This window comes from Chengkuizengella axinellae (assembly GCF_030730905.1).
In the GTDB taxonomy this organism is placed as follows: domain Bacteria; phylum Bacillota; class Bacilli; order Paenibacillales; family KCTC-33759; genus Chengkuizengella; species Chengkuizengella axinellae.
Genome location: NZ_JAVAMP010000002.1, coordinates 540,090 through 558,801, shown reverse-complemented (window position 1 = coordinate 558,801; position 18,712 = coordinate 540,090). Strand labels below are relative to the sequence as shown.

Below are 18,712 nucleotides of genomic sequence, written 5' to 3'. Positions count from 1 at the left end.
ACTTTCTAATTCACACCTTTCACAATAACAACTGATAACCTACAACAACAACTGCAGGTAAAACTGCAAGCATAAAAGGAAATCGAAAATATTGTTCTGATTTTATCGTTTTTAACATATTTACATTGCGAAGAATAACAAAACTAAATACCCCAAACCATATAGCTTTAAGTCGAAACCAATTCTCTTTTTTAAATATTAATACCCCTAAACCAATCAACCCAGAAAATAATATAGAATAGACAAGAATAAATATTGATATTTTCAAACCTACCAAAGCTCCAACAGCTCCAAAAAACTTCACATCTCCAGCAGCAACGGCTCCCAGAAAATATAATAAAAGCAAAAATAAGAGCATAGCTAAAAAACCTATAATCGAAAACCACATTCCACTAAAACCATCCACAAGAATATGAAATAACCATCCCACAACCATCATCGAAATTGTGATAGCATTAGGAATTTTATGTGTATTGAAGTCAGTATAAAAGGCAATGAAAACAAAAAACAATAAAATATAAAATTGGTTCAAATGAAATCAGCCTCCGATCCATACTCTTTCAAGTGATTTTTTTTGAATCTTAATTTCACGTTTCATAAATGGCAGTAGTAGTTTTAAAGTGTAACTAGCTTCTATGCCAAAAAATACGTTTTGTTTATTCTGTAAATTTGGTAAGGTTACTTTAACAATCTTAATCTGACTTTCATTTAACATGTCTTTATCAATAAATAAATGTAAGTAGGGTAAAAAAAGTACATTTAACACTTCATCTTTTACTGTATTGATATTGTCTTTTTGCAAAGCAGCTATAAACTCCATTCCTTCAGGGATCATATTTGTTATATCATCTTTTATATTTTGAACAGATGGTTCGTTTTGAAGTACATATATAGGATATACATGTGTTGCAGCCTGTTTGGTCGCTTCGTTCACAGCTTGATGCAGTGCCATTTCCGCTAATACAATTTGTAAAAAAGAAATGAAAGCCAATACAGCAGTTATAAATATAGGTAAAATAATACTGGCTTCCAGCACCAAACTACCTCTTTTATTTCTTAACATTAGTTCCTCACTTCCCAAAAATTACAATTCTCTAACTATTAACCATGTCCACTATAAATGCTCTATCATTTCTACTTCTAATAAGAAAGGGATATCGTTTTATTCATAATGACTTGATTTCCTCTCACCTCATGACGAAGTAACTCCATTACATTAGGAATAAACCATAATCTCATCGATGTTTCCACGGATGCTTCAATAGCTACAGGTTTCAGCACTAAGTTTTGACCTGTATTCAATTCTATCAAAGCTAACATTCGACTCATCATATTGGAATCATTGCTATGTAAAAATAGAAATACTCTTAAATAATCCTTATAATCCAAATGAATTACTTTTGATAGTTTATCTGATAGATTCACCTCTTCACCCGCTACTAATTTCTGCATGTCATTATAAGCTTCTTTCGATCCTTCAGCTATTGCCCACAAAAATGACAATAAAGGAGAACCCAATCGTACAATAGATTGTTCTGGATCACTTAAAGCTTCCATCGTCCTAATTGCTAAACGAAGTAAGAACATTTCTGAAAAAGCTGATGTCTGATTCAATTCACAGTTGTTAAAGCCATATAATATATATTCAACTTCTTGATTATGCAAGCTGTGACGCTGGGGATCAGATAACTCAGTTGATTTTTCTAATGTCCTATAATTAAATTTTGAAAGAGCGTATTCGTTAACAAAAGCTTCATCTCTAACACTTAACAAAGAGGCTGAGATATTATCTATTATGGACATTGCTTGCTTACCAACGTTATCAGCATCTGTTAAGTTCATTGGTTTATTTAACATTTTACTTTGACTTTTTTCATTAAAAAGATCATATTTATTTTTAAAATCTCCTAATTGTATATATAAAGGTTGTTCAGTTCCATTACAGGAGTGAGATAAACTAATCACTTGCTTTAATTGGTTCTCTGTTTTTTGACGTTGAGTTTCTTTTTGATCATGTAAATTTTTATTGATATTCATACGTTGACTCTCTATTCCATTCTGTTTGTTATAAAAATTAACCCCATGTTGAAACATCTGCTCATTTGCATCGACTAAATTTTGATGACGTTTTATATAATCTGTACCTGTTAAAAGCTCTACTGGGTCAAACTGTGATTTCATACCACTGAACAAACTAATGATTGTTCCAATTTCACTTTCCATTTTTCTAAAATAAGTTAAATCATAAATAACAATATATTCTTCTCCAAGGATATTATTTTTTTCTGTCTTCTCGGTAATTTTGTCATTCACATCCAGTGCTTTTTTCAAATAACTATTAATGGCATTCTGTACTGTTAGAAGCTGATTGTAATCATCCTCCATTTTTAAATCTGTAATGAGCACAGTTTCTGAATATTTAATGATTTTATCGATCAGACCCTCAAGGTCAGAGATGTTCTTTTTTAGTTCCTTAATCGATTGATTATATTTATTTATTCTCGATAGTAAATTTGTCTTCTCCTGAGCTGTTGCGCTTTGTTCCAGTTTCTCTTCAAGGTTGTCTATTTTATTCCTATAATTGTTAATATCTTGTTTCATCTCATTCAAATCTTGTCTAATCGTATCCATTTGTTTGATTCCAATTCCTTCTGCAAGCGTATTTATTTTTGTATATTGCTGATCATAATAATGATAATAACTTCTAACTGTTCCTGAAATACCTAACATCAACTGTATTTGTGACCACGTTAAATCCAAGTATTTTTCTCTTTCTTGAATTAATTTCTCTATGTCTTTTGAAAGCTTAGAAAAGCTGGAAGTGTTTTTTAAATCACCTGCTAATCCATTACTCTGAAATGGGTCTATAACACTTAATACAAATTCAATCGGAGCTCTATATTTCATTTCCTCTAAAATTTGTTGTTCAAATATATTTTCATTTGCTAGTGTATGGATACTAGATACTTGTACTGCATCCTCATTTAAAACAAGAGTACTTAAATTTGTAATGTAATCATTGTTGTTTTGCAGTAGATTTTGCACATATACATCTTGGAAAATTTGTTGTGCATTCTCTTCGCTAGTTATTGCGTATAAACCATAAGATTGCAAGCTAGAATCGTAACTAGACAAAGCAGATCTAATCGATGAGCGCATTAGTTTTTCAGCCTGTAAGTCTGCTAATTTTATTCTTGCAAAATCGATCAATACAGTATTAAACAAAAATACAACAGAAAATATGATCATAAAATAAATCGAAATAGAACCTTGAGTAGATTTCAATACATATCTAAATTCTCTCACCCCCGTTATGCTAATCATGAATAACTACTACAATTCCATTACGCTCTAACTCTTGAATAAAAGCACTTGACGGACCAACCTTACCAGTTTGATCATCTTTTCTAAAAAAATGCCAGACAACCCCCTTCACTGTTTCACCTTGATTTAAAAGCTCTATATCTTTTAACATCTGGGAACGAAGCTGACTTTCATTAAAAGTCAAAAAAGCTTGCTGCGCAATTCCGCTGTTGTCCATGGCATCTATCTTTCTTTTACCAAAGGTTGTCTCAAATTCTTCTTTTGCTCCATTTACTAGTTTACGCAAAAACACAGCTGCATCATCATGTCTTGCGAAGGAGGGTGGTGACTCAAAGTCAAAAAATTGATAGAAAGCATTTTTAACTTGTTCTTGACTCACTTTTCTTAGCTTCAGTTCCTGTATAAACGACCGCAATAAATCAATATTTCGAATAAATTCAACAGGTTCAGTTATGGAGGATTCTACCTTTTCATTAACATGATCATGGATTTGTACTGCATTTGGGATATGAATAATACGATTTAACTCCACTGATATTTTACGAGAAAGCAAGTCATTGCTATAAAACATAATGCCAAATAAAGAGTTGGGTAGCAGTTTAGCAGCATTTTTCATTTTAATGAAAATGAGGCTGTTTTCAGTTGTTTGATTTTGCAAAGGCAGTTCTAATGCAACTTCCTCGTCGCTTACTCCAAACGGGAAGATCTGTGAGACAGAATCTTGAAATGCTCTCCAATAAAGTTCATCATTCATTTCTAGATTCACTTTACCTGTAATGGTGTCTTTATGACTGTTATCCCAATTGAAAGAAGCTCTTTCAGCAGTTAATGAAGCATGTGAATATAAAATTGCTTTTTGATAAAAAAATAAGGACAAAAAAATCGTAGATATTGTAATCGTAAAAATGAGAGGAAAAATCATCGCTGATTCAAGTGTGAAACTTCCTTTTTGCTGTTTAAAAATAGAAATAATCTTCTTTTTCATCATTTTTATTTGCTTGTTGTTGGTTCTTTTATGGAGTCCATATTTAACTCCATTTCTTTTTGTGTTTCATCAAACAATGTATTTACCCATGATATAATCCATTTACGAAAAACAATAGCAATCGCAACTAAAACTCCAATGATTAATAAAATTTCCAAAGTACCAAGCCCTTCTTCGTCATTCCATAGCTTTTTAATTTGAATAACTAATCTATTCTTCATAATTTCCCCTCACTTCATCATTAATATTGCAGGAGATGCAACAACTAAAATTACGACCAAAAAAACAAGAATCATCGGAAAAATCAATTTACTAGATGCTTCCTCACCTAGAACTCTAGCTATGGTCCTTCTAGATACCCACAGCTGATGAGATAATGTTCTTAATGATAAACTTAACTGATCCCCTCCACGACGATAATTCATTAAAATCGTATTTGTAAAAATAGATACTTCATGCATACCTAATCTTTGATTTAATTCTTCTAAAGCTTGTTGAAATGAAACATTGTTTTTTAACTGCATACACACCTTCTGGAATTCTTCATAAAGTGGATGAGATTGTTTATCCTGCTCACTTTCTACTGATTTAATGATCGCTCTTTGAACCTGCTCCCCTGCATTCACTAACAGGGCTATTTTATTTAATATAATTGGCAATTCCATCAGTACTTCTCTTCTTCTCTTTTCCACTTTTAGATTTAATTCTCGAAGTAATAAAAAGGGTAGTAGGATCATTATAGAAACAACGAAGAAAATCCATTCTACGCTAAATCCATTCATAAGCAACAATCCTATAAGAAAAATAAATACACAAAATTCCGCAGAAATAACTTGAGCAATGAACATTTTTTTATAATAATTCACTTTTTCAGAGTCATACAAAAAATATAATTTAACATGCAGCTTATCCATTTTATTAGAATAGCGTTCCATTAGTTTTAATTGATCGATGATATATATAGAAAAAGGGTTTAATAAGTTTAGCTGAAACGGTTCACCAAAATCCTTAACGAATTCAAAATTCCCCTTCATCATCACACCTGTATATTCATTAACCATTGACTGATGACAAAACTTAGAATCAGCAAGGATAATGCTATGAACATAATAAACAAACCTTTTCCATGATATAGAGGGGACATATATTCTGGAGAACTGTATCGCAACACCGCAATGAATATAAAAGGAATTATATTTAATATCCTTGTTTCAAACTTTTTATTGGATATAAGCACTTGTATCTCTTGACTAATCTCGATTTTGTCACTAATCATATTTGTAGTTGTTCGGATCACTTCAACCAAATTCCCACCTGATCTTTTGCATATTTTAAATACTTCAACAAAACTAGTAATTTCTTCAATTCCTGCCCTCTGCCTAAAGTTTTGAAATACATTTTCAACACTAACTCCATTCTTAATTTGAGCGTTCATAATTTTAAATTCTTGAACAATATAAGTATTTTCATTTGAATATACTTTTCTTAAATCCTCTAAAGTATATTCAAGTGCTCTTTCCATGGATCTTCCAGATGATAAGGAAGAAGACAGACTTACAAGTGCTTGCTTAAACTGTAAAACCAATTCTTGTTTTCTTTTATCTCTTAACTTTCTTGCTCTAAATTTTGGTATAAAAAAAGTAAATATTGAAAGAAGAATACTTAAGTAAACATTCATAAAAAAAATATAACCTATTAGAAAAAATAAACATCCCCCACAAAGCAAAACCAAAATATATTGTTTTTTCGTTAAAGAATAACTATTATAATCAATCATTGTCTCACCACCGTTAATATCCCGCCATTTTAAATTTCTGTCGATTTTTCAAAGAGCTTCCTGTAGGGTGCAACTCCCCTTTTATACGTCCATCTTCTTTTTCACCGTGCTCAATGAAATGATACAGTTGGTTTAATTGGATGTCTCCACCTCTCACACCAGTCACCTCACAAATCTCCAAAATCTTTCTAGACCCATCTCTCATTCTAGATAAATGGATCATAATATCTAGGGCTGAACTAATCTGTTTCCTCACTACTTCAACGGGTAAATTAGTTCCGTTTAATACCATCGTCTCCAATCTGCTCAGCATATCCTTTGTTGAATTTGCATGTCCTGTTGATAATGATCCATCATGTCCAGTATTCATTGCTTGTAACATATCCAAAGCCTCTACTCCCCGAACTTCTCCAACAATAATACGATTGGGCCTCATTCTTAATGAGGAACGGATTAATTCACGTATGGAAATTTCACCTTTTCCTTCTGTATTGGCTGTCCTTGTTTCCAAACTAACTAAATTTGGTATGTTTCTAATTTGCAATTCAGCAGAATCTTCAATTGTAATGATCCTTTCGTCATTTGGAATGAAATCACTTAGTACATTTAAAAATGTTGTTTTACCAGACCCTGTACCACCTCCTATAAAAATGTTATATTTTGAAACCACTAGCTTTTTCAAAAATTCTGCCGCCTCCTGAGAAATAGTCTCTATCGAAATAAGGCGTTCGATTGATAAAGGTTCATCAGGAAATTTACGGATCGTCATTGTTGGGCCCTTTAATGCAACTGGAGGTAGAACTACATTTACACGAGAACCATCCTTCAAACGAGCATCCACGATAGGTGAGGATTCATTTACAGCTCTGTCTACTTGAGCAACAACTGCTTGTATAACATCTTCTAATTTTTCCTGACTTTCAAATCTCTCGTCATAAAGAGTTACTTTGCCACCCTTTTCTATGAAAATTTCATCAAAATTATTGATCATAATTTCCGTGATTGAAGGATCATCAACGATTGGCTGCAATATATCTAATCCACGGAAAGAGTGAAACACTCTCATTACATATTCATATTTTTGACTAGAAGTTAAATAAAACTGTTCAGAATGTTTAAAAACTTCTTCTTCAATGATTTGTTTTAATTGATCATCTGATGTATCTTCAGAAAAATTAAGCTGAATAACAACCTTCTGTTTTATTTTTTCTAGCAGCTGTAAGTCCAATAGTAAATCCCCCCAGACTTTTTTTCTTTTATTGAAGCCATTGTTTAAATATTTGTATTACATGCTGGTTATAAATTTCCTCAGTTAATATTTGATCGATATGCTGTGTAGATTTCCATTCCGGAATATAGGGTAAATTCCCATCAATCTTCACATCGTGCTTTTTTATATTGTTTGTTAAGTCATTGGTTTGTTTATTTAAAATACATTTTGTACTTGCAGAAAAAACTTCATTCAAAGAAACTCCATTTACTGTACCTGATTGTTGTGACCATTGCTTCATCTTCAAAATGCACTGTATATCATCTAATACTAGATTCAAAATGTAATCACTTTCTTGAAGTGCTCCTAAAATTCTTTCATGTAAAGACGTAGAACAATCAATCACTATATAATTGTATTTGTTTGTTTCTTTTATGAATTGAATCAACTTTTTCATATCATTCAACTGAATATCCATCATATCTTGCCAACACAAGGACGGTTGGATAAAATCGCAATGAAGTGAAGAATGAAATTGAGTATATTCTTCTAAATTGTTCTGTAAAACATTAGGGTTCGTTTTTAAATAATAAATCAGTTTTGAAAAAGTATTAGTCTCCTCTGTATTTGATAGAGTAAATTGTGGTGCATAAAACGTTTCTAGACTTATATAAACAACCTGTTGTTGAAAGGATGTTATTTGTTTTGTCAAATTCATAGCCAGAGTAGTTTTACCACTTCCACCAGCTGGTGAAAAAATCGAAACGACTTTTGTTTTCAATTCATTCTTTTTTTCTCTATTATTTGTTTTTTTCAACTCAAAACAACTTTTTTTTATGGATAATAACAATTCATCTATAGGTTGATATTTATAGTGGGTCGGATAATCTGAATCTAAATCCTCATTTGATTCAGATAGTATTTGGATATACATCTGGTAGGTTGAAACAATAGACAACCAAACTTCATCGATCAACAGCACATCTACTTCGTTGCATTGTATATATTCTCTTAAAAGAGGCTCTTCTGTAAAAAATAAAATCGAAAATTTTTCTCCAAACCCCGACGATATAAAAAATCTAGATAATGCTTCTACATACTCCAAATCACTTGAAGCAATAATTATTGAAATTTTATCCATCCAAAAATCCTTTCATGAAAAGTTACATTAAAATCTATCCAATGAAAAAAACCGCAGATATCGATATATAATCGATGATCTGCGGTACTTCCGCTTCTACAATATTTTAAATATGAAGATACTTTTTTAGTTTATCCAATGGGTTATTTTGTTTAATCATCATTTTTTTAGGTACAATTTGTTTGATGAATGGATACAATCCAGCTCTAAGTTTTTCACGCGATTCTCGTTCATCTTGAATCAACTTTCCCTTCCAAATATACTCTTGAACAAGTTCATATGGTAAATTTGGTAAATAGCAGCTAGGACTCCAAGGTAATATTTCGTCCCATTTCTTTCTTATTTTAGAATTTAGGCTGCGATTCACAATAAAATGAACGTTTTTTCCTGCTTGCTTCAACTCCATTGCAATATTTAAGTTCAGTTGTGAGGTAGCAGAACAGAACTTTGTTGGAATAGAATCAACAATAAAACATATTTCATCAGCACTTTTACACAACTGTTGAATGCTTTGGTGATCCCATCTGTTTGATATATCAATGATCGTTATAGGCTTTCTAACTTGAAACAACAAAGGAAAAATTTCTGACTCTGACCAACTCTCTTCCAGAAGAGTATAACTCGAAGTCGGTAATGGGTACCATACAGTATTTCCTGAATCCCACTCTATTTTGTTTCCATGTTTCAAATTAGAATTGCTAGAATTCAACTGGTTCATTAAAAATTCATAATCGTTGGGTTTGTTCTTGTCACCAAATAATAATGAGTATAGTTCTGGCACGTTAGTAGGGTATTCAACTAGTGCATTTTTTATTTTCATTTCATGAAATGCCCTAGCGAGTGCGACAGAAGTAAATGTTGCTCCTGCACCTCCATACATACTCCCTACTAAAATCACTTTATACTGAAAATGATGATTCCCTCCTGTATTTACATTAATCTCAGTTGATACTCGCTCTAAACCTTCAATTTTTCCCAAATCTTTTTTGACAAGCAAGGCATCCTGATATCTATTTTCTGGTTTAACTTGCAGCAATTTTTGTATCACTTGAATCATCGTGTTTGGAATATTCTTAAATTGGTGCAGTGGCTTGTTACTCGTGTAATAATGACCATTTGTTAAAAAATAATAAAGCATTGCGCCTAAGTGAAATAAATCAGTTCTATGATCGGTTTGTTTTCCTTCGAATTGCTCAGGTGCAGCAAACCCAACCGTTCCTAAATGAACAGTATCCTGTTGTTTGCTATGTTCAAATCTACGTGAAATCCCAAAATCTATGAGTCTCACATTGTCTTGGTTATCTATCATCACATTAGAAGGTTTTAAATCTCTATATATAATTGGAGCTTGTGGATGGTGATGTAAATAATAGAGGAGCTCACATATTTGAATAGCATATTTTATAACTTTTTCAAACGGAAGATTGTTACCCTCCTTTTCAAATATTTGTGCTAAATTTCCCCCTTGAATATAATCCATGACTATATAGGTGTTACCCTTATCATTCGGAGGAAAAAAATCAATAATATTGGGCAGATATGGATGATTCAACTGTATAAGCGTTTCTGCTTCCTGTTGAAAATTCACCACAGAATTTGTCTGTGACTTCGTTTGTTTGATTGCCCATCGTTTTCCTTTCAATTTTAAATCCTTTGCTAAATAAACAGCCCCCATTCCACCTTGTCCTATAATGGACTCAATTTGATATCGATTCCCCAAACAATCCTTTTGTTTTAAAAACGTATTATAATCTACCATCTTTACTCCTACAAAATAAATACCTTTATATTCCATTATAAGAAAATGATATTACAAAAATTAACTTTTTTCCATAGGACGTATGTGTCATTTATTTGTATTGTCTGATTACCCAGATTTCATCATAAAAAAACACAAAGGAGATGCTGTTTGCACCTCTTTTGCGTTTTTTATTTTATCTCTTGATTACTATTTTTAATCTATCTATTTACTCTGAATCGTATTGATGTCCAAAAATATGATAAGTAAAGCTTAATTCAGAAGGTCCTTGATTAAAGTTAGAAATCAATTTAACCCAAACACCATCTTGTGATGATTTATCCATATACTCATCATAATGCTCACCATTAATAGTATAATGAATAATTACATAATCAGCATCAAAGTCCTGGTGCAACCAGATTGCAGCTGTATTAGGTTCAGCTCGGCTCCATCCAACTGTTGTTCCTCCCCCATCTGTGTAATCTCCAGCAGAAAAACTTGCATAATTAGAAATGAGAGATTCATTACCATCTACATCAACAGCTGTCACATAATATACTTTATCCATATTTGCTAAGATGCCTTCAGGATCAATGAATTCAGTACCTGTTGCTGTACCTAAAACTTTATATACTCCTGGTACACCGTTTATATCTTCACGAGTATATACATTGAAGTAATCTACCTCATCTAAGTTATCGTGACTCCATTTTAAGCTAATTCTACTAGGATCAGATATTGTGGTAACAGTTAAATCTGTTGGACTGCTAGTTGTATCGGCAGCTGATGCAGCTGGAATAAGACTAAATACTAAAACTAGTGATAATAATAATGTGAAATATTTTTTCATCAATAACTCCTCCAAATATAAAATAGTATGGTTAAAACAATAAATTAATATATTGAAAGTTGGCCAACTAACAAACGAATGAATATGTGTTGCACACTATTTTTATACACTCATACTAATATACTAATTGTATAAACTTGTATAAAAATTGGTCTTTATTGTTATTTTATTCATTATATTGGTATAAAAGTATCCTGTAAAGTGTTTTTTAAAAGTTGTAATATTCAGTAAAATTATGAATCATTTTGTTTCAAAAAGTTCACATTAATTAAATTTTAAGCAAACTTAATAATGATATAATATGGAAAAAAGGAGGGATTAATAATGCTCCATGCATTAAAAATTAACAGATGGATGTGGTGTTTTCTATTTATTTCTATCGTTGTATTATGCAATGTTTTAATTTATCAACCCAATTTTATTCAGTCTGCACCTAATGGGATTGCATTTGCCACACTTTTTGACTTCATGATTACCATTCCTGTAATCACTTACTTTTTTGTAATTAGGAAGCAATACTCCCTTAAATATATCATCCCTGTAATTATAGCTAGTTATATTGTTGCTACTTTTGTTATACCGTCACAAATGTTAGAGGGCTATTCAATTGGAAAGTATATTGCTTTTATAGCAGGGGCTGTACTTCTAGCATTTGAAATCTATATGATTATTAAACTATTGATGAAAATGAAATCAATCATTCAAAACTATAAATCGCAAGCAAAAGAAGTTCCTTATATTCAGCATAAATTACAGAGTGTATTAAAAAACCATTTTAAGTCCACTCATTTTACAAATATAATCTCCAGTGAAATCTCAATTTGGTACTACAGCTTATTCACATGGAGAAAAAAACAAGCCTCATATAATAACGAAGGTGCACAATTCACATATCACTCAAAGACAAGCGCTATTTCCGTATACATTATGTTAATCCACGCCATTGTAATTGAGTCCATCGCTTTACATATATTGCTTCATTTATGGAACCCACTTATTGCATGGATAGCATTCTTTTTAAATGTATATACTGTTTTATTTCTAATAGCTCAAATTCAGGCCATACGTTCATGTCCTTTTATCATTACAAACCAGAAAATGTATCTACCTGTAGGTTTTTCTAAACAATTAGTGGCTGAGCTAAAAAATATTAAAAGCATCCATTATTATCATAGACCTGAGAAATTGTCAAAGAAAGAAGCAAAACATGTATATGACGCAGTATTAGTTGACTTTATAAAAGAAAAACCACTCCTAGAGATTGAATTTCATCAACCTATTCGTGCGAATTTAATGTATGGTTTGACACAAAAAGTAACAAGAGTTCATTTAACTCCTGATGATCCGCAGCAATTTTATAATACTTTATGTGCTAAAATAAACAATCATTTAAATTAAGATTACTTAAAAAAGCGAATCACATAATAAATTAAAGAAAGGACCACACTGAGCACAATACAAGTCGTAATTGGAAAATAAAACTTAAAGTTCTCTTTTTCAATTGCGATATCTCCTGGAAGTTTACCTAATTGTAAAAAACGTCCACCAAACTGCCACACTATACCTATTAATATTAAAATTGCTCCTGCTGCAATCAACATCTTTGCTACTGGGTTCATCTAGACACCTCCAATGATATTTTACCAAGAACTTCTTGCCATCATTGAGGCATGAAGTTCTCTAACTAACAAGGTTCTTAACTTACATTCAATTTCTTTACTATATCCTTTGCAATCCATTTCCCATGAAATCGACCATTTTCTATGAAAATGGAATTTGCATTATTTCCTGCTGCTAATACACCTGCGATATATAATGATTTCACATTTGTCTCCATCGTTTCCTCATGAAATGTTGGAGCCCCAGTTTCTTCATTGATTCCGACTCCCATAGATTGGATAAATGAATGGTCTGGATGATAACCTGTCATTGCAAAAACAAAATCATTGTCCATCTCTTGAGTGACTCCATTCTGTTCAATTACAATCGCATCATTTTTAATCTCTTTTAATTCAGCATTCCACATCATGTTAATCTTTTCTTTTTCAATTAAACTTTCAAATAAGGGTCTGACCCATTTTTTCACACTATCAGAAATGTGATCATTCCTATGAATCACTGTCACTTCCGCTCCACACCTTTGCAGCTCCATAGCAGTATCTACTGCAGAATTTTTCAAACCAACTACGGCTATCTTCAGCCCTACGTATGGATGTGCTTCTTTGAAATAATGACTTACTTTAGCTAATTCTTCACCTGGTATATTTAATAAATTTGGATTGTCGTAATATCCAGTTGCTACAATCACATGCTGTGCCTCATATTGAAGCTCATTTCCCAAACGATCCTTTGTAAATATTTTAAAATGATCTCCAAACTGAGTTACCTGTTCTACTTTTTCATACTGATGAATTCGCAACTCTTTTCTTTCAGCTATCATGCGATAATAGTTTAAACCTTCATGACGACTTGGTTTATCCTGTATCGTTGTAAAAGGAACGTCACCTATTTCTATTAATTGTGGTGTACTAAAAAATTGCATAAATGTAGGAAAATGATAAATCGAATTCACTATACAACCCTTATCTATTATAAGTGGATTAACGCCCTGCTTCTGAAGTTCACATGCAGCTGACAAACCACATGGTCCAGCACCTATAATAATAACTTGTTCCATATAAATCTCCTCCAACCTAGATTAACAGTCCGTAATAACCTCCTATTTAAAGAAAGGTCACGCACTGTTAATAACCGATTCTATTATTTCCTAAGTTCGTCCATCCTTGATCTATTAAAAACTAAACTACTTGAATCCATGGACGTTCGTTCACCCAGTCAATTTGAACTGGTATTTGAAACGTATTATGTATCGTTTCACTAGTTAATATCTCTTTTTTACTGCCAGAAGCTACAATCTTTCCATCATTTAACAACATGACGTTCGTAAATAACGGTACAATTTCTTCAACATGATGTGTTACATATATTAAACTAATTCCATTTGTTTTAAATCTTTCGAGTTCCAATAGCAACTTTTCTCTCTCATATAAATCCAATCCAGCACAAGGCTCATCCATGATGATAATTTCAGGATGAGTCATTAATGCTCTGGCAAGGAGCACTTTTTTCCTTTCACCTTGAGAAAGCAAACCAAGTGGTTGCTCTTTTACATAGGATAAATTCAATTGCTCCAACATCTCATTCGCTTGGTCTTGTGCTTCCTTGGGAATCTCTTGATAAAATCTTAAAAATCCATACAGACCTGTTGCAACCACTTCCCAGACTGGATCGCTAAAGTTTAACTTCTCTAAAAGAGATTGACTGATATAACCAATACTTTTGCGAACTTCTCTTACATCACAATTCCCATATCGATTGCCCAAAACTTCCACAGAGCCTTGACTAGGAAAAAGGTACCCATTCAACATCTCAAGGATAGTTGTTTTGCCTGAACCATTTTTTCCTAGGATAACCCAGTGTTCACCTTTATTCATTTCGATTAGAACATCAGAAAGGATTTCTCGAGATTCTCTCCTAAAATAAACATGATCTAGTTTTATCATCTGCTCACCCAATTTCAACAATAATTTCTATAAATACTGCTCCAGTAATTCATAAGGCATTGGACCATTATGCAAAACAACACCTTCTGGTTTATGTTCATACAATAGCTGATACATTTTCATTCTACCATTAGAATCAGAGGTATGCAGATATATTTCCTTGGCAAAGCATTTTTTTTCTACCATCATTTTGGTTAAATCAAACCCAGTGGGTTCTTGCCAACCTAAATCAAAATCGAGGGATAAAATGTTCACTTCACTTTCTTGCAATAAAAGAATACACTCTTCAATATTTTTTGCTAATACAAAACCTTTTGGGCAAGGTCGCAAATCATCCAAATACACATTAATCATTTTCTATCTCCCTTATGAATTAATCTATTTATATATTTCAACTCTTGTTCGTAAGAACGATGTTGTGATGTTGGTGTTTCTAGGATAATGGGAATCGCTTTCAACCAACCTGACTTTAAAAACAACTCAAAACGGTGTTCCCCTATCATTCCATAACCAATGTTTTCATGCCGATCTCGGTAAGATCCGCTGGAATATTTAGAGTCATTTAAATGAACTGCTTTGACATGTTTAAAAAAACCAAGTTTTTCTCCATGACGGTACAACTCTTCCCAATTTGTTTCATTCCATAAACCACTTGCATAGGCGTGACAGGTATCAAAGCAAAACCCAATTTTCTCTGGATATTGAGCAAGATTACGAATCTGAATTAACTCTTCAAAGGTCATCCCCATTTTAGTACCCATACCTGCTTGATTTTCCAGTAAAATTAACGTTTTACCATGCCACTTAGAAAGTACTCCATTTAAACATTGTAATATATTTTTGTATCCTTGTAACGGGTCTTTACCACTAAATTTTCCAAAATGCACAACTAATCCCAAAGAACCACATGAATTTGCGATTTCAAGATCATTTAATATGGATGCAGCCATCTGATTTCTTAATTGGTCTTCAACTGCCAAGTTAGTTGGATAAGGCGTATGTGCAATGGATAACATATCTTTAGCCTCACAAAATTCAGCACAAGCCTGTGCATCGAGCTGATCCACTTGTTTTAATTTCAAACTACGTGGGTTTTTAGGAAAATACTGAAATGCAGAAGCACCTATTTTTTGTGCTGTTTTTGCTGCGTTTAAAAAACCTTTCCTAATACTAATATGACATCCAAGATACATCAATAGAACATCCTTTTCCCCTTCTGTGCAAAGAAAGGTTCACTTTATTTTATCGTGAAATCAAGTAAAATCAAGCGGTGTCTATCCACATTGTTGTCTATTCTATGACAAGTTAATCAATTTAAGGTAGTTACTTCTTCTCTTTTTCTAAAAACGAGTCCAACAGCCCACTCATTTTTTTATGCAATGCATCCAATTTATTCCCTTCTTCTTCCGTATTTAGATTCTTTAACATTTCATTCATATTGTTCAACTTTTGTTCAAGTAAAGTACGATTTTGGTCGATTTTACTGTTGATTTTCTCATTGCCTTGAAATTGTTTCGCTTGATTTAATCTTTGATTCATCCCATCGTTTAAGCTTTTAAAAAAATCCTCCTGTAAATGCAGTTGCCCATTTCGCTTCCCTTTATCTCCTCTTACACGTCTCATTTGTTCATCTAACATTTTCTTTGCTTGATTGATTTGATTTTTACAAAAAAGATTATCCATTCTGATCACCAACCTATATCGATTTTTCTTTTAAGTTATGCATAGTATGTGTTTCTTGTCTGATGCATCTGCCCTATTTTTCATTTCTATATTAAAATCAAACGTTTGCCTAATGCACATTGCCTATCTTTTACAAAACGGTTCACCTGTCTAGGACTTTTATTTTCAGGTTTCATATGATGTATCAAATACTTCAAATTTAGAAAGGAAGAAATAGAGATGTCTGTTTTAAACGTGCCCTCTGAATTCCCGACAATTTCACTGGCATTAACAGCAGCTAATCCATACGACACAATCGAAGTAGCAGAGGGAAGATATCCCGAAGTGCTTACCATTGATAAAGATGGGATACGCATTATTGGTGCAGGAAAAGGAAAAACAGTGATAGATGGGCAAACTTTAGGAGCTGGAACTACAGGGATTATAATTGAAACAGAATTAGTTACGATCGAAAACTTAACGGTGCAATACTTCAAAGGATCTGGCATTTTTACTAGTAATGAAAACAATGTGATTCATCAAGTTCAGGTATTGAATAATGGTATACATGGAATTGATATGGAAGGTGACTCGACCATAGTAATTAAATGTGAAATCAATGAAAATGGACAAAATGGAATCAATCTAAGTCTTGTTCAAGGGGGTAGTGAAAATTATATTATTCATTGCAAAATGATCAATAATGGTAACGGGGTTTTTATAAATGATGAAGGGAACAACAATTTAATCTATTGCTGTTTAACTAAAGATAACACTCAGGATGGATTTCATATATCTGGGAACAACAATTTCATTATATCCAGCGTTGCTTTAAAAAATGGTGGGGATGGTTTTGGCGGTGACGGAAATACGAATCTATTTCTGTCTAACAAGTCGATCAACAACAAAGGGAATGGATTTTCAAACCGTACAGAAACGACTTTAATTGATAACATAAGCAAAAACAATGGAGCTACGGGCATTTTAACATTTACTAACAATGGAAGAATTATAAAAAATAAAGTCATAAATAATAAATTTAATGGAATTGAAGTAGAAGGTTCAGATAGTGTGGTTGATGGCAATATCGCAAAAAATAATAAACGAACTGGAATATCTTTAGGAGGAGAAAATAGTTCAGCTCGTGGTAATTGTTTAATGAATAATAATCCGGATATATTCAGTAATAACATCTCTAATACTTTTGCTGATAACAATTGTACTACTAGCATACCACCCGGGTTATGTGAAAGAAATGATACTGTTAACGTTCCTAGAGACTTTGACTCAATTAATGAAGCTGTGAATGATATGGGTACACTTTCTGGTTTTACAATCAACGTTGGAGTGGGGACATTTAATGAACAGGTTAATATCCCAAATGATAAAAACCGTTTAAAAATTGTAGGATCGGGAATGGGGAACACAGTAGTTGATGGTACCAATATAGTAGGCAATGGGATTACGATCGAAAGTGATCTCAATACAATCGAAAACCTGACAGTGCAACATTTCGGTTCTAACGGAGTAGCAGTAGAAGAATTTTGTAATACTTTTGAACAAGTAGAATCAAAAAAGAATAAAGAGAGTGGATTTGAGTTTTCGAACATTGCAAATGACCTTGGTAAAATTCTGTTTAATAAATGTATTTCAAATGAGAATCTAAATAGTGGATTTAATGGATTCGATTTAAATTATTTCCTTCGATGTATAGCAAATAAAAATGGCGGGGATGGTTTTCAACTGATTGATCAAAATCTTTTTTTATTTAACGAAGCAAAAAAGAATGCTCTTAATGGCTTTGAATTTGATGATTTAAATCGACTTGTCGGAAATTGTGCATATAACAATATGAATAACGGTTTCTTCATTGTTGATAATGAAAACTTATTATTTAATAACAGAGCCATTAAAAATATAATACATGGTATAGCTGACATTAATGCAGATGATGTCACCATTTGGGGGAATGTATGTAATGAAAATGCTGGAAACGGGATTCAATTAAATGAAGATGAGAGTGTAGTCCTTAACAATCAATGTCAATGGAACAAAGGAAAAGGAATTCAAATCAACGAACCAAATGCTGTTGAAGGTATCATAGATAATAACTGTATTGCAAATAACGGAGAAGCTGGAATTATTATCGAATCAACTACTGCTACTGAATTCGCTATCCGATCCAATTGTTTATCTGGTAACAATCCAGATATCCAGAATAATTCACCAGATGGAGAAGATATCGCTATAGATGAAAATAAATGTGATTCAAGTATCCCTGAGGGATCTTGTGGATTTAAGAAGTTTTTTAAGCGATAACTATCCCACTTCTAACCTTAATTTACCCTCCTAAACTCCTACTGATTTAGGAGTTGTTCTTTTGCCCTTCATCTTCATTTCAGAATGATGATGAATCACCAACTCAATACATTTTCCTTATTTCCTTATTCTCGTTTGCC

19 protein-coding genes are annotated in these 18,712 nt (G+C 32.5%); 2 read left to right on the top strand and 17 right to left on the bottom strand.

Going from position 1 to position 18,712, the window contains the following annotated elements:
- Nucleotides 1-19: 19 nt before the first annotated feature.
- The 11 genes from Q5Y73_RS08290 to Q5Y73_RS08240 form a co-directional block, all read right to left on the bottom strand.
- Entirely contained in the window at nt 20-532 is a 513-nt protein-coding gene (locus tag Q5Y73_RS08290; protein WP_305991392.1) for an A24 family peptidase, read from the bottom strand.
- A 6-nt stretch (nt 533-538) separates the two neighbouring features.
- Complete coding sequence (locus tag Q5Y73_RS08285) at nt 539-1,063, bottom strand: TadE/TadG family type IV pilus assembly protein (RefSeq protein ID WP_305991391.1); 525 nt, start codon at nt 1,061-1,063, stop codon at nt 539-541.
- A gap of 77 nt (nt 1,064-1,140) precedes the next feature.
- Nucleotides 1,141-3,324 carry a hypothetical protein gene (locus Q5Y73_RS08280; RefSeq protein WP_305991390.1) on the bottom strand — a complete coding sequence of 728 codons (2,184 nt, stop codon included), beginning with the start codon at nt 3,322-3,324 and terminating at the stop codon, nt 1,141-1,143.
- A complete protein-coding gene (locus Q5Y73_RS08275) occupies nt 3,317-4,309 on the bottom strand; it encodes a TadE family protein (protein ID WP_305991389.1) in 993 nt (330 codons plus the stop codon). Before Q5Y73_RS08275 ends, Q5Y73_RS08280 begins: the two co-directional genes overlap by 8 nt.
- A 5-nt stretch (nt 4,310-4,314) precedes the next feature.
- A complete protein-coding gene (locus Q5Y73_RS08270; RefSeq protein ID WP_305991388.1) occupies nt 4,315-4,530 on the bottom strand; it encodes a Flp1 family type IVb pilin in 216 nt (71 codons plus the stop codon).
- Between the two features lie 9 nt (nt 4,531-4,539).
- A complete protein-coding gene (locus tag Q5Y73_RS08265; RefSeq protein WP_305991387.1) occupies nt 4,540-5,343 on the bottom strand; it encodes a type II secretion system F family protein in 804 nt (267 codons plus the stop codon).
- A gap of 2 nt (nt 5,344-5,345) precedes the next feature.
- Nucleotides 5,346-6,086 carry a type II secretion system F family protein gene (locus Q5Y73_RS08260; RefSeq protein ID WP_305991386.1) on the bottom strand — a complete coding sequence of 247 codons (741 nt, stop codon included), beginning with the start codon at nt 6,084-6,086 and terminating at the stop codon, nt 5,346-5,348.
- A 13-nt stretch (nt 6,087-6,099) separates the two neighbouring features.
- Nucleotides 6,100-7,314 carry a TadA family conjugal transfer-associated ATPase gene (locus tag Q5Y73_RS08255; protein WP_305991385.1) on the bottom strand — a complete coding sequence of 405 codons (1,215 nt, stop codon included), beginning with the start codon at nt 7,312-7,314 and terminating at the stop codon, nt 6,100-6,102.
- Between the two features lie 28 nt (nt 7,315-7,342).
- On the bottom strand, nt 7,343-8,437 hold the full coding sequence (locus Q5Y73_RS08250) for an AAA family ATPase (protein ID WP_305991384.1): 1,095 nt from the start codon (nt 8,435-8,437) through the stop codon (nt 7,343-7,345).
- A 106-nt stretch (nt 8,438-8,543) separates the two neighbouring features.
- Nucleotides 8,544-10,196 (bottom strand): serine/threonine-protein kinase, encoded by a 1,653-nt coding sequence (locus tag Q5Y73_RS08245; protein ID WP_305991383.1) that lies wholly within the window; start codon nt 10,194-10,196, stop codon nt 8,544-8,546.
- 208 nt (nt 10,197-10,404) lie between these two features.
- Nucleotides 10,405-11,028, bottom strand: coding sequence for a hypothetical protein (locus Q5Y73_RS08240; protein WP_305991382.1), 624 nt, complete (start codon nt 11,026-11,028; stop codon nt 10,405-10,407).
- Between the two features lie 324 nt (nt 11,029-11,352).
- On the opposite strand from Q5Y73_RS08240, the gene Q5Y73_RS08235 reads away from it, so the two are divergent.
- A complete protein-coding gene (locus Q5Y73_RS08235) occupies nt 11,353-12,426 on the top strand; it encodes a hypothetical protein (RefSeq protein ID WP_305991381.1) in 1,074 nt (357 codons plus the stop codon).
- Nucleotides 12,427-12,428: 2 nt separating this feature from the next.
- On the opposite strand, the gene Q5Y73_RS08230 is transcribed toward Q5Y73_RS08235, so the two are convergent.
- The 6 genes from Q5Y73_RS08230 to Q5Y73_RS08205 form a co-directional block, all read right to left on the bottom strand.
- Nucleotides 12,429-12,647 (bottom strand): DUF2905 domain-containing protein, encoded by a 219-nt coding sequence (locus Q5Y73_RS08230; RefSeq protein WP_305991380.1) that lies wholly within the window; start codon nt 12,645-12,647, stop codon nt 12,429-12,431.
- A 77-nt stretch (nt 12,648-12,724) separates the two neighbouring features.
- Nucleotides 12,725-13,711 (bottom strand): YpdA family putative bacillithiol disulfide reductase, encoded by a 987-nt coding sequence (locus Q5Y73_RS08225; protein ID WP_371320181.1) that lies wholly within the window; start codon nt 13,709-13,711, stop codon nt 12,725-12,727.
- A 115-nt stretch (nt 13,712-13,826) separates the two neighbouring features.
- A complete protein-coding gene (locus Q5Y73_RS08220) occupies nt 13,827-14,591 on the bottom strand; it encodes an ABC transporter ATP-binding protein (protein WP_305991378.1) in 765 nt (254 codons plus the stop codon).
- Between the two features lie 27 nt (nt 14,592-14,618).
- Nucleotides 14,619-14,945, bottom strand: a complete 327-nt coding sequence (locus Q5Y73_RS08215) for a cyclic-phosphate processing receiver domain-containing protein (protein ID WP_305991377.1) — start codon at nt 14,943-14,945, stop codon at nt 14,619-14,621.
- Nucleotides 14,942-15,784: a deoxyribonuclease IV gene (locus Q5Y73_RS08210; RefSeq protein ID WP_305991376.1), complete on the bottom strand. Its 843-nt coding sequence runs from the start codon at nt 15,782-15,784 to the stop codon at nt 14,942-14,944. Before Q5Y73_RS08210 ends, Q5Y73_RS08215 begins: the two co-directional genes overlap by 4 nt.
- A 130-nt stretch (nt 15,785-15,914) precedes the next feature.
- On the bottom strand, nt 15,915-16,274 hold the full coding sequence (locus Q5Y73_RS08205; protein ID WP_305991375.1) for a hypothetical protein: 360 nt from the start codon (nt 16,272-16,274) through the stop codon (nt 15,915-15,917).
- A 219-nt stretch (nt 16,275-16,493) separates the two neighbouring features.
- On the opposite strand from Q5Y73_RS08205, the gene Q5Y73_RS08200 reads away from it, so the two are divergent.
- On the top strand, nt 16,494-18,572 hold the full coding sequence (locus tag Q5Y73_RS08200; protein ID WP_305991374.1) for a right-handed parallel beta-helix repeat-containing protein: 2,079 nt from the start codon (nt 16,494-16,496) through the stop codon (nt 18,570-18,572).
- The last annotated feature ends 140 nt before the right edge of the window (nt 18,573-18,712 follow it).

Excerpts from the sequence above, each read along its gene's own strand:
- Q5Y73_RS08285 (WP_305991391.1), bottom strand. The coding sequence starts at position 1,063 with ATGTTAAGAAATAAAAGAGGTAGTTTGGTGCTGGAAGCCAGTATTATT.
- Q5Y73_RS08280 (WP_305991390.1), bottom strand. The coding sequence starts at position 3,324 with ATGATTAGCATAACGGGGGTGAGAGAATTTAGATATGTATTGAAATCT.
- Q5Y73_RS08275 (WP_305991389.1), bottom strand. The coding sequence starts at position 4,309 with ATGAAAAAGAAGATTATTTCTATTTTTAAACAGCAAAAAGGAAGTTTC.
- Q5Y73_RS08270 (WP_305991388.1), bottom strand. The coding sequence starts at position 4,530 with ATGAAGAATAGATTAGTTATTCAAATTAAAAAGCTATGGAATGACGAA.
- Q5Y73_RS08265 (WP_305991387.1), bottom strand. The coding sequence starts at position 5,343 with ATGAAGGGGAATTTTGAATTCGTTAAGGATTTTGGTGAACCGTTTCAG.
- Q5Y73_RS08260 (WP_305991386.1), bottom strand. The coding sequence starts at position 6,086 with ATGATTGATTATAATAGTTATTCTTTAACGAAAAAACAATATATTTTG.
- Q5Y73_RS08250 (WP_305991384.1), bottom strand. The coding sequence starts at position 8,437 with ATGGATAAAATTTCAATAATTATTGCTTCAAGTGATTTGGAGTATGTA.
- Q5Y73_RS08245 (WP_305991383.1), bottom strand. The coding sequence starts at position 10,196 with ATGGTAGATTATAATACGTTTTTAAAACAAAAGGATTGTTTGGGGAAT.
- Q5Y73_RS08240 (WP_305991382.1), bottom strand. The coding sequence starts at position 11,028 with ATGAAAAAATATTTCACATTATTATTATCACTAGTTTTAGTATTTAGT.
- Q5Y73_RS08235 (WP_305991381.1), top strand. The coding sequence starts at position 11,353 with ATGCTCCATGCATTAAAAATTAACAGATGGATGTGGTGTTTTCTATTT.
- Q5Y73_RS08230 (WP_305991380.1), bottom strand. The coding sequence starts at position 12,647 with ATGAACCCAGTAGCAAAGATGTTGATTGCAGCAGGAGCAATTTTAATA.
- Q5Y73_RS08220 (WP_305991378.1), bottom strand. The coding sequence starts at position 14,591 with ATGATAAAACTAGATCATGTTTATTTTAGGAGAGAATCTCGAGAAATC.
- Q5Y73_RS08215 (WP_305991377.1), bottom strand. The coding sequence starts at position 14,945 with ATGATTAATGTGTATTTGGATGATTTGCGACCTTGCCCAAAAGGTTTT.
- Q5Y73_RS08210 (WP_305991376.1), bottom strand. The coding sequence starts at position 15,784 with ATGTATCTTGGATGTCATATTAGTATTAGGAAAGGTTTTTTAAACGCA.
- Q5Y73_RS08205 (WP_305991375.1), bottom strand. The coding sequence starts at position 16,274 with ATGGATAATCTTTTTTGTAAAAATCAAATCAATCAAGCAAAGAAAATG.
- Q5Y73_RS08200 (WP_305991374.1), top strand. The coding sequence starts at position 16,494 with ATGTCTGTTTTAAACGTGCCCTCTGAATTCCCGACAATTTCACTGGCA.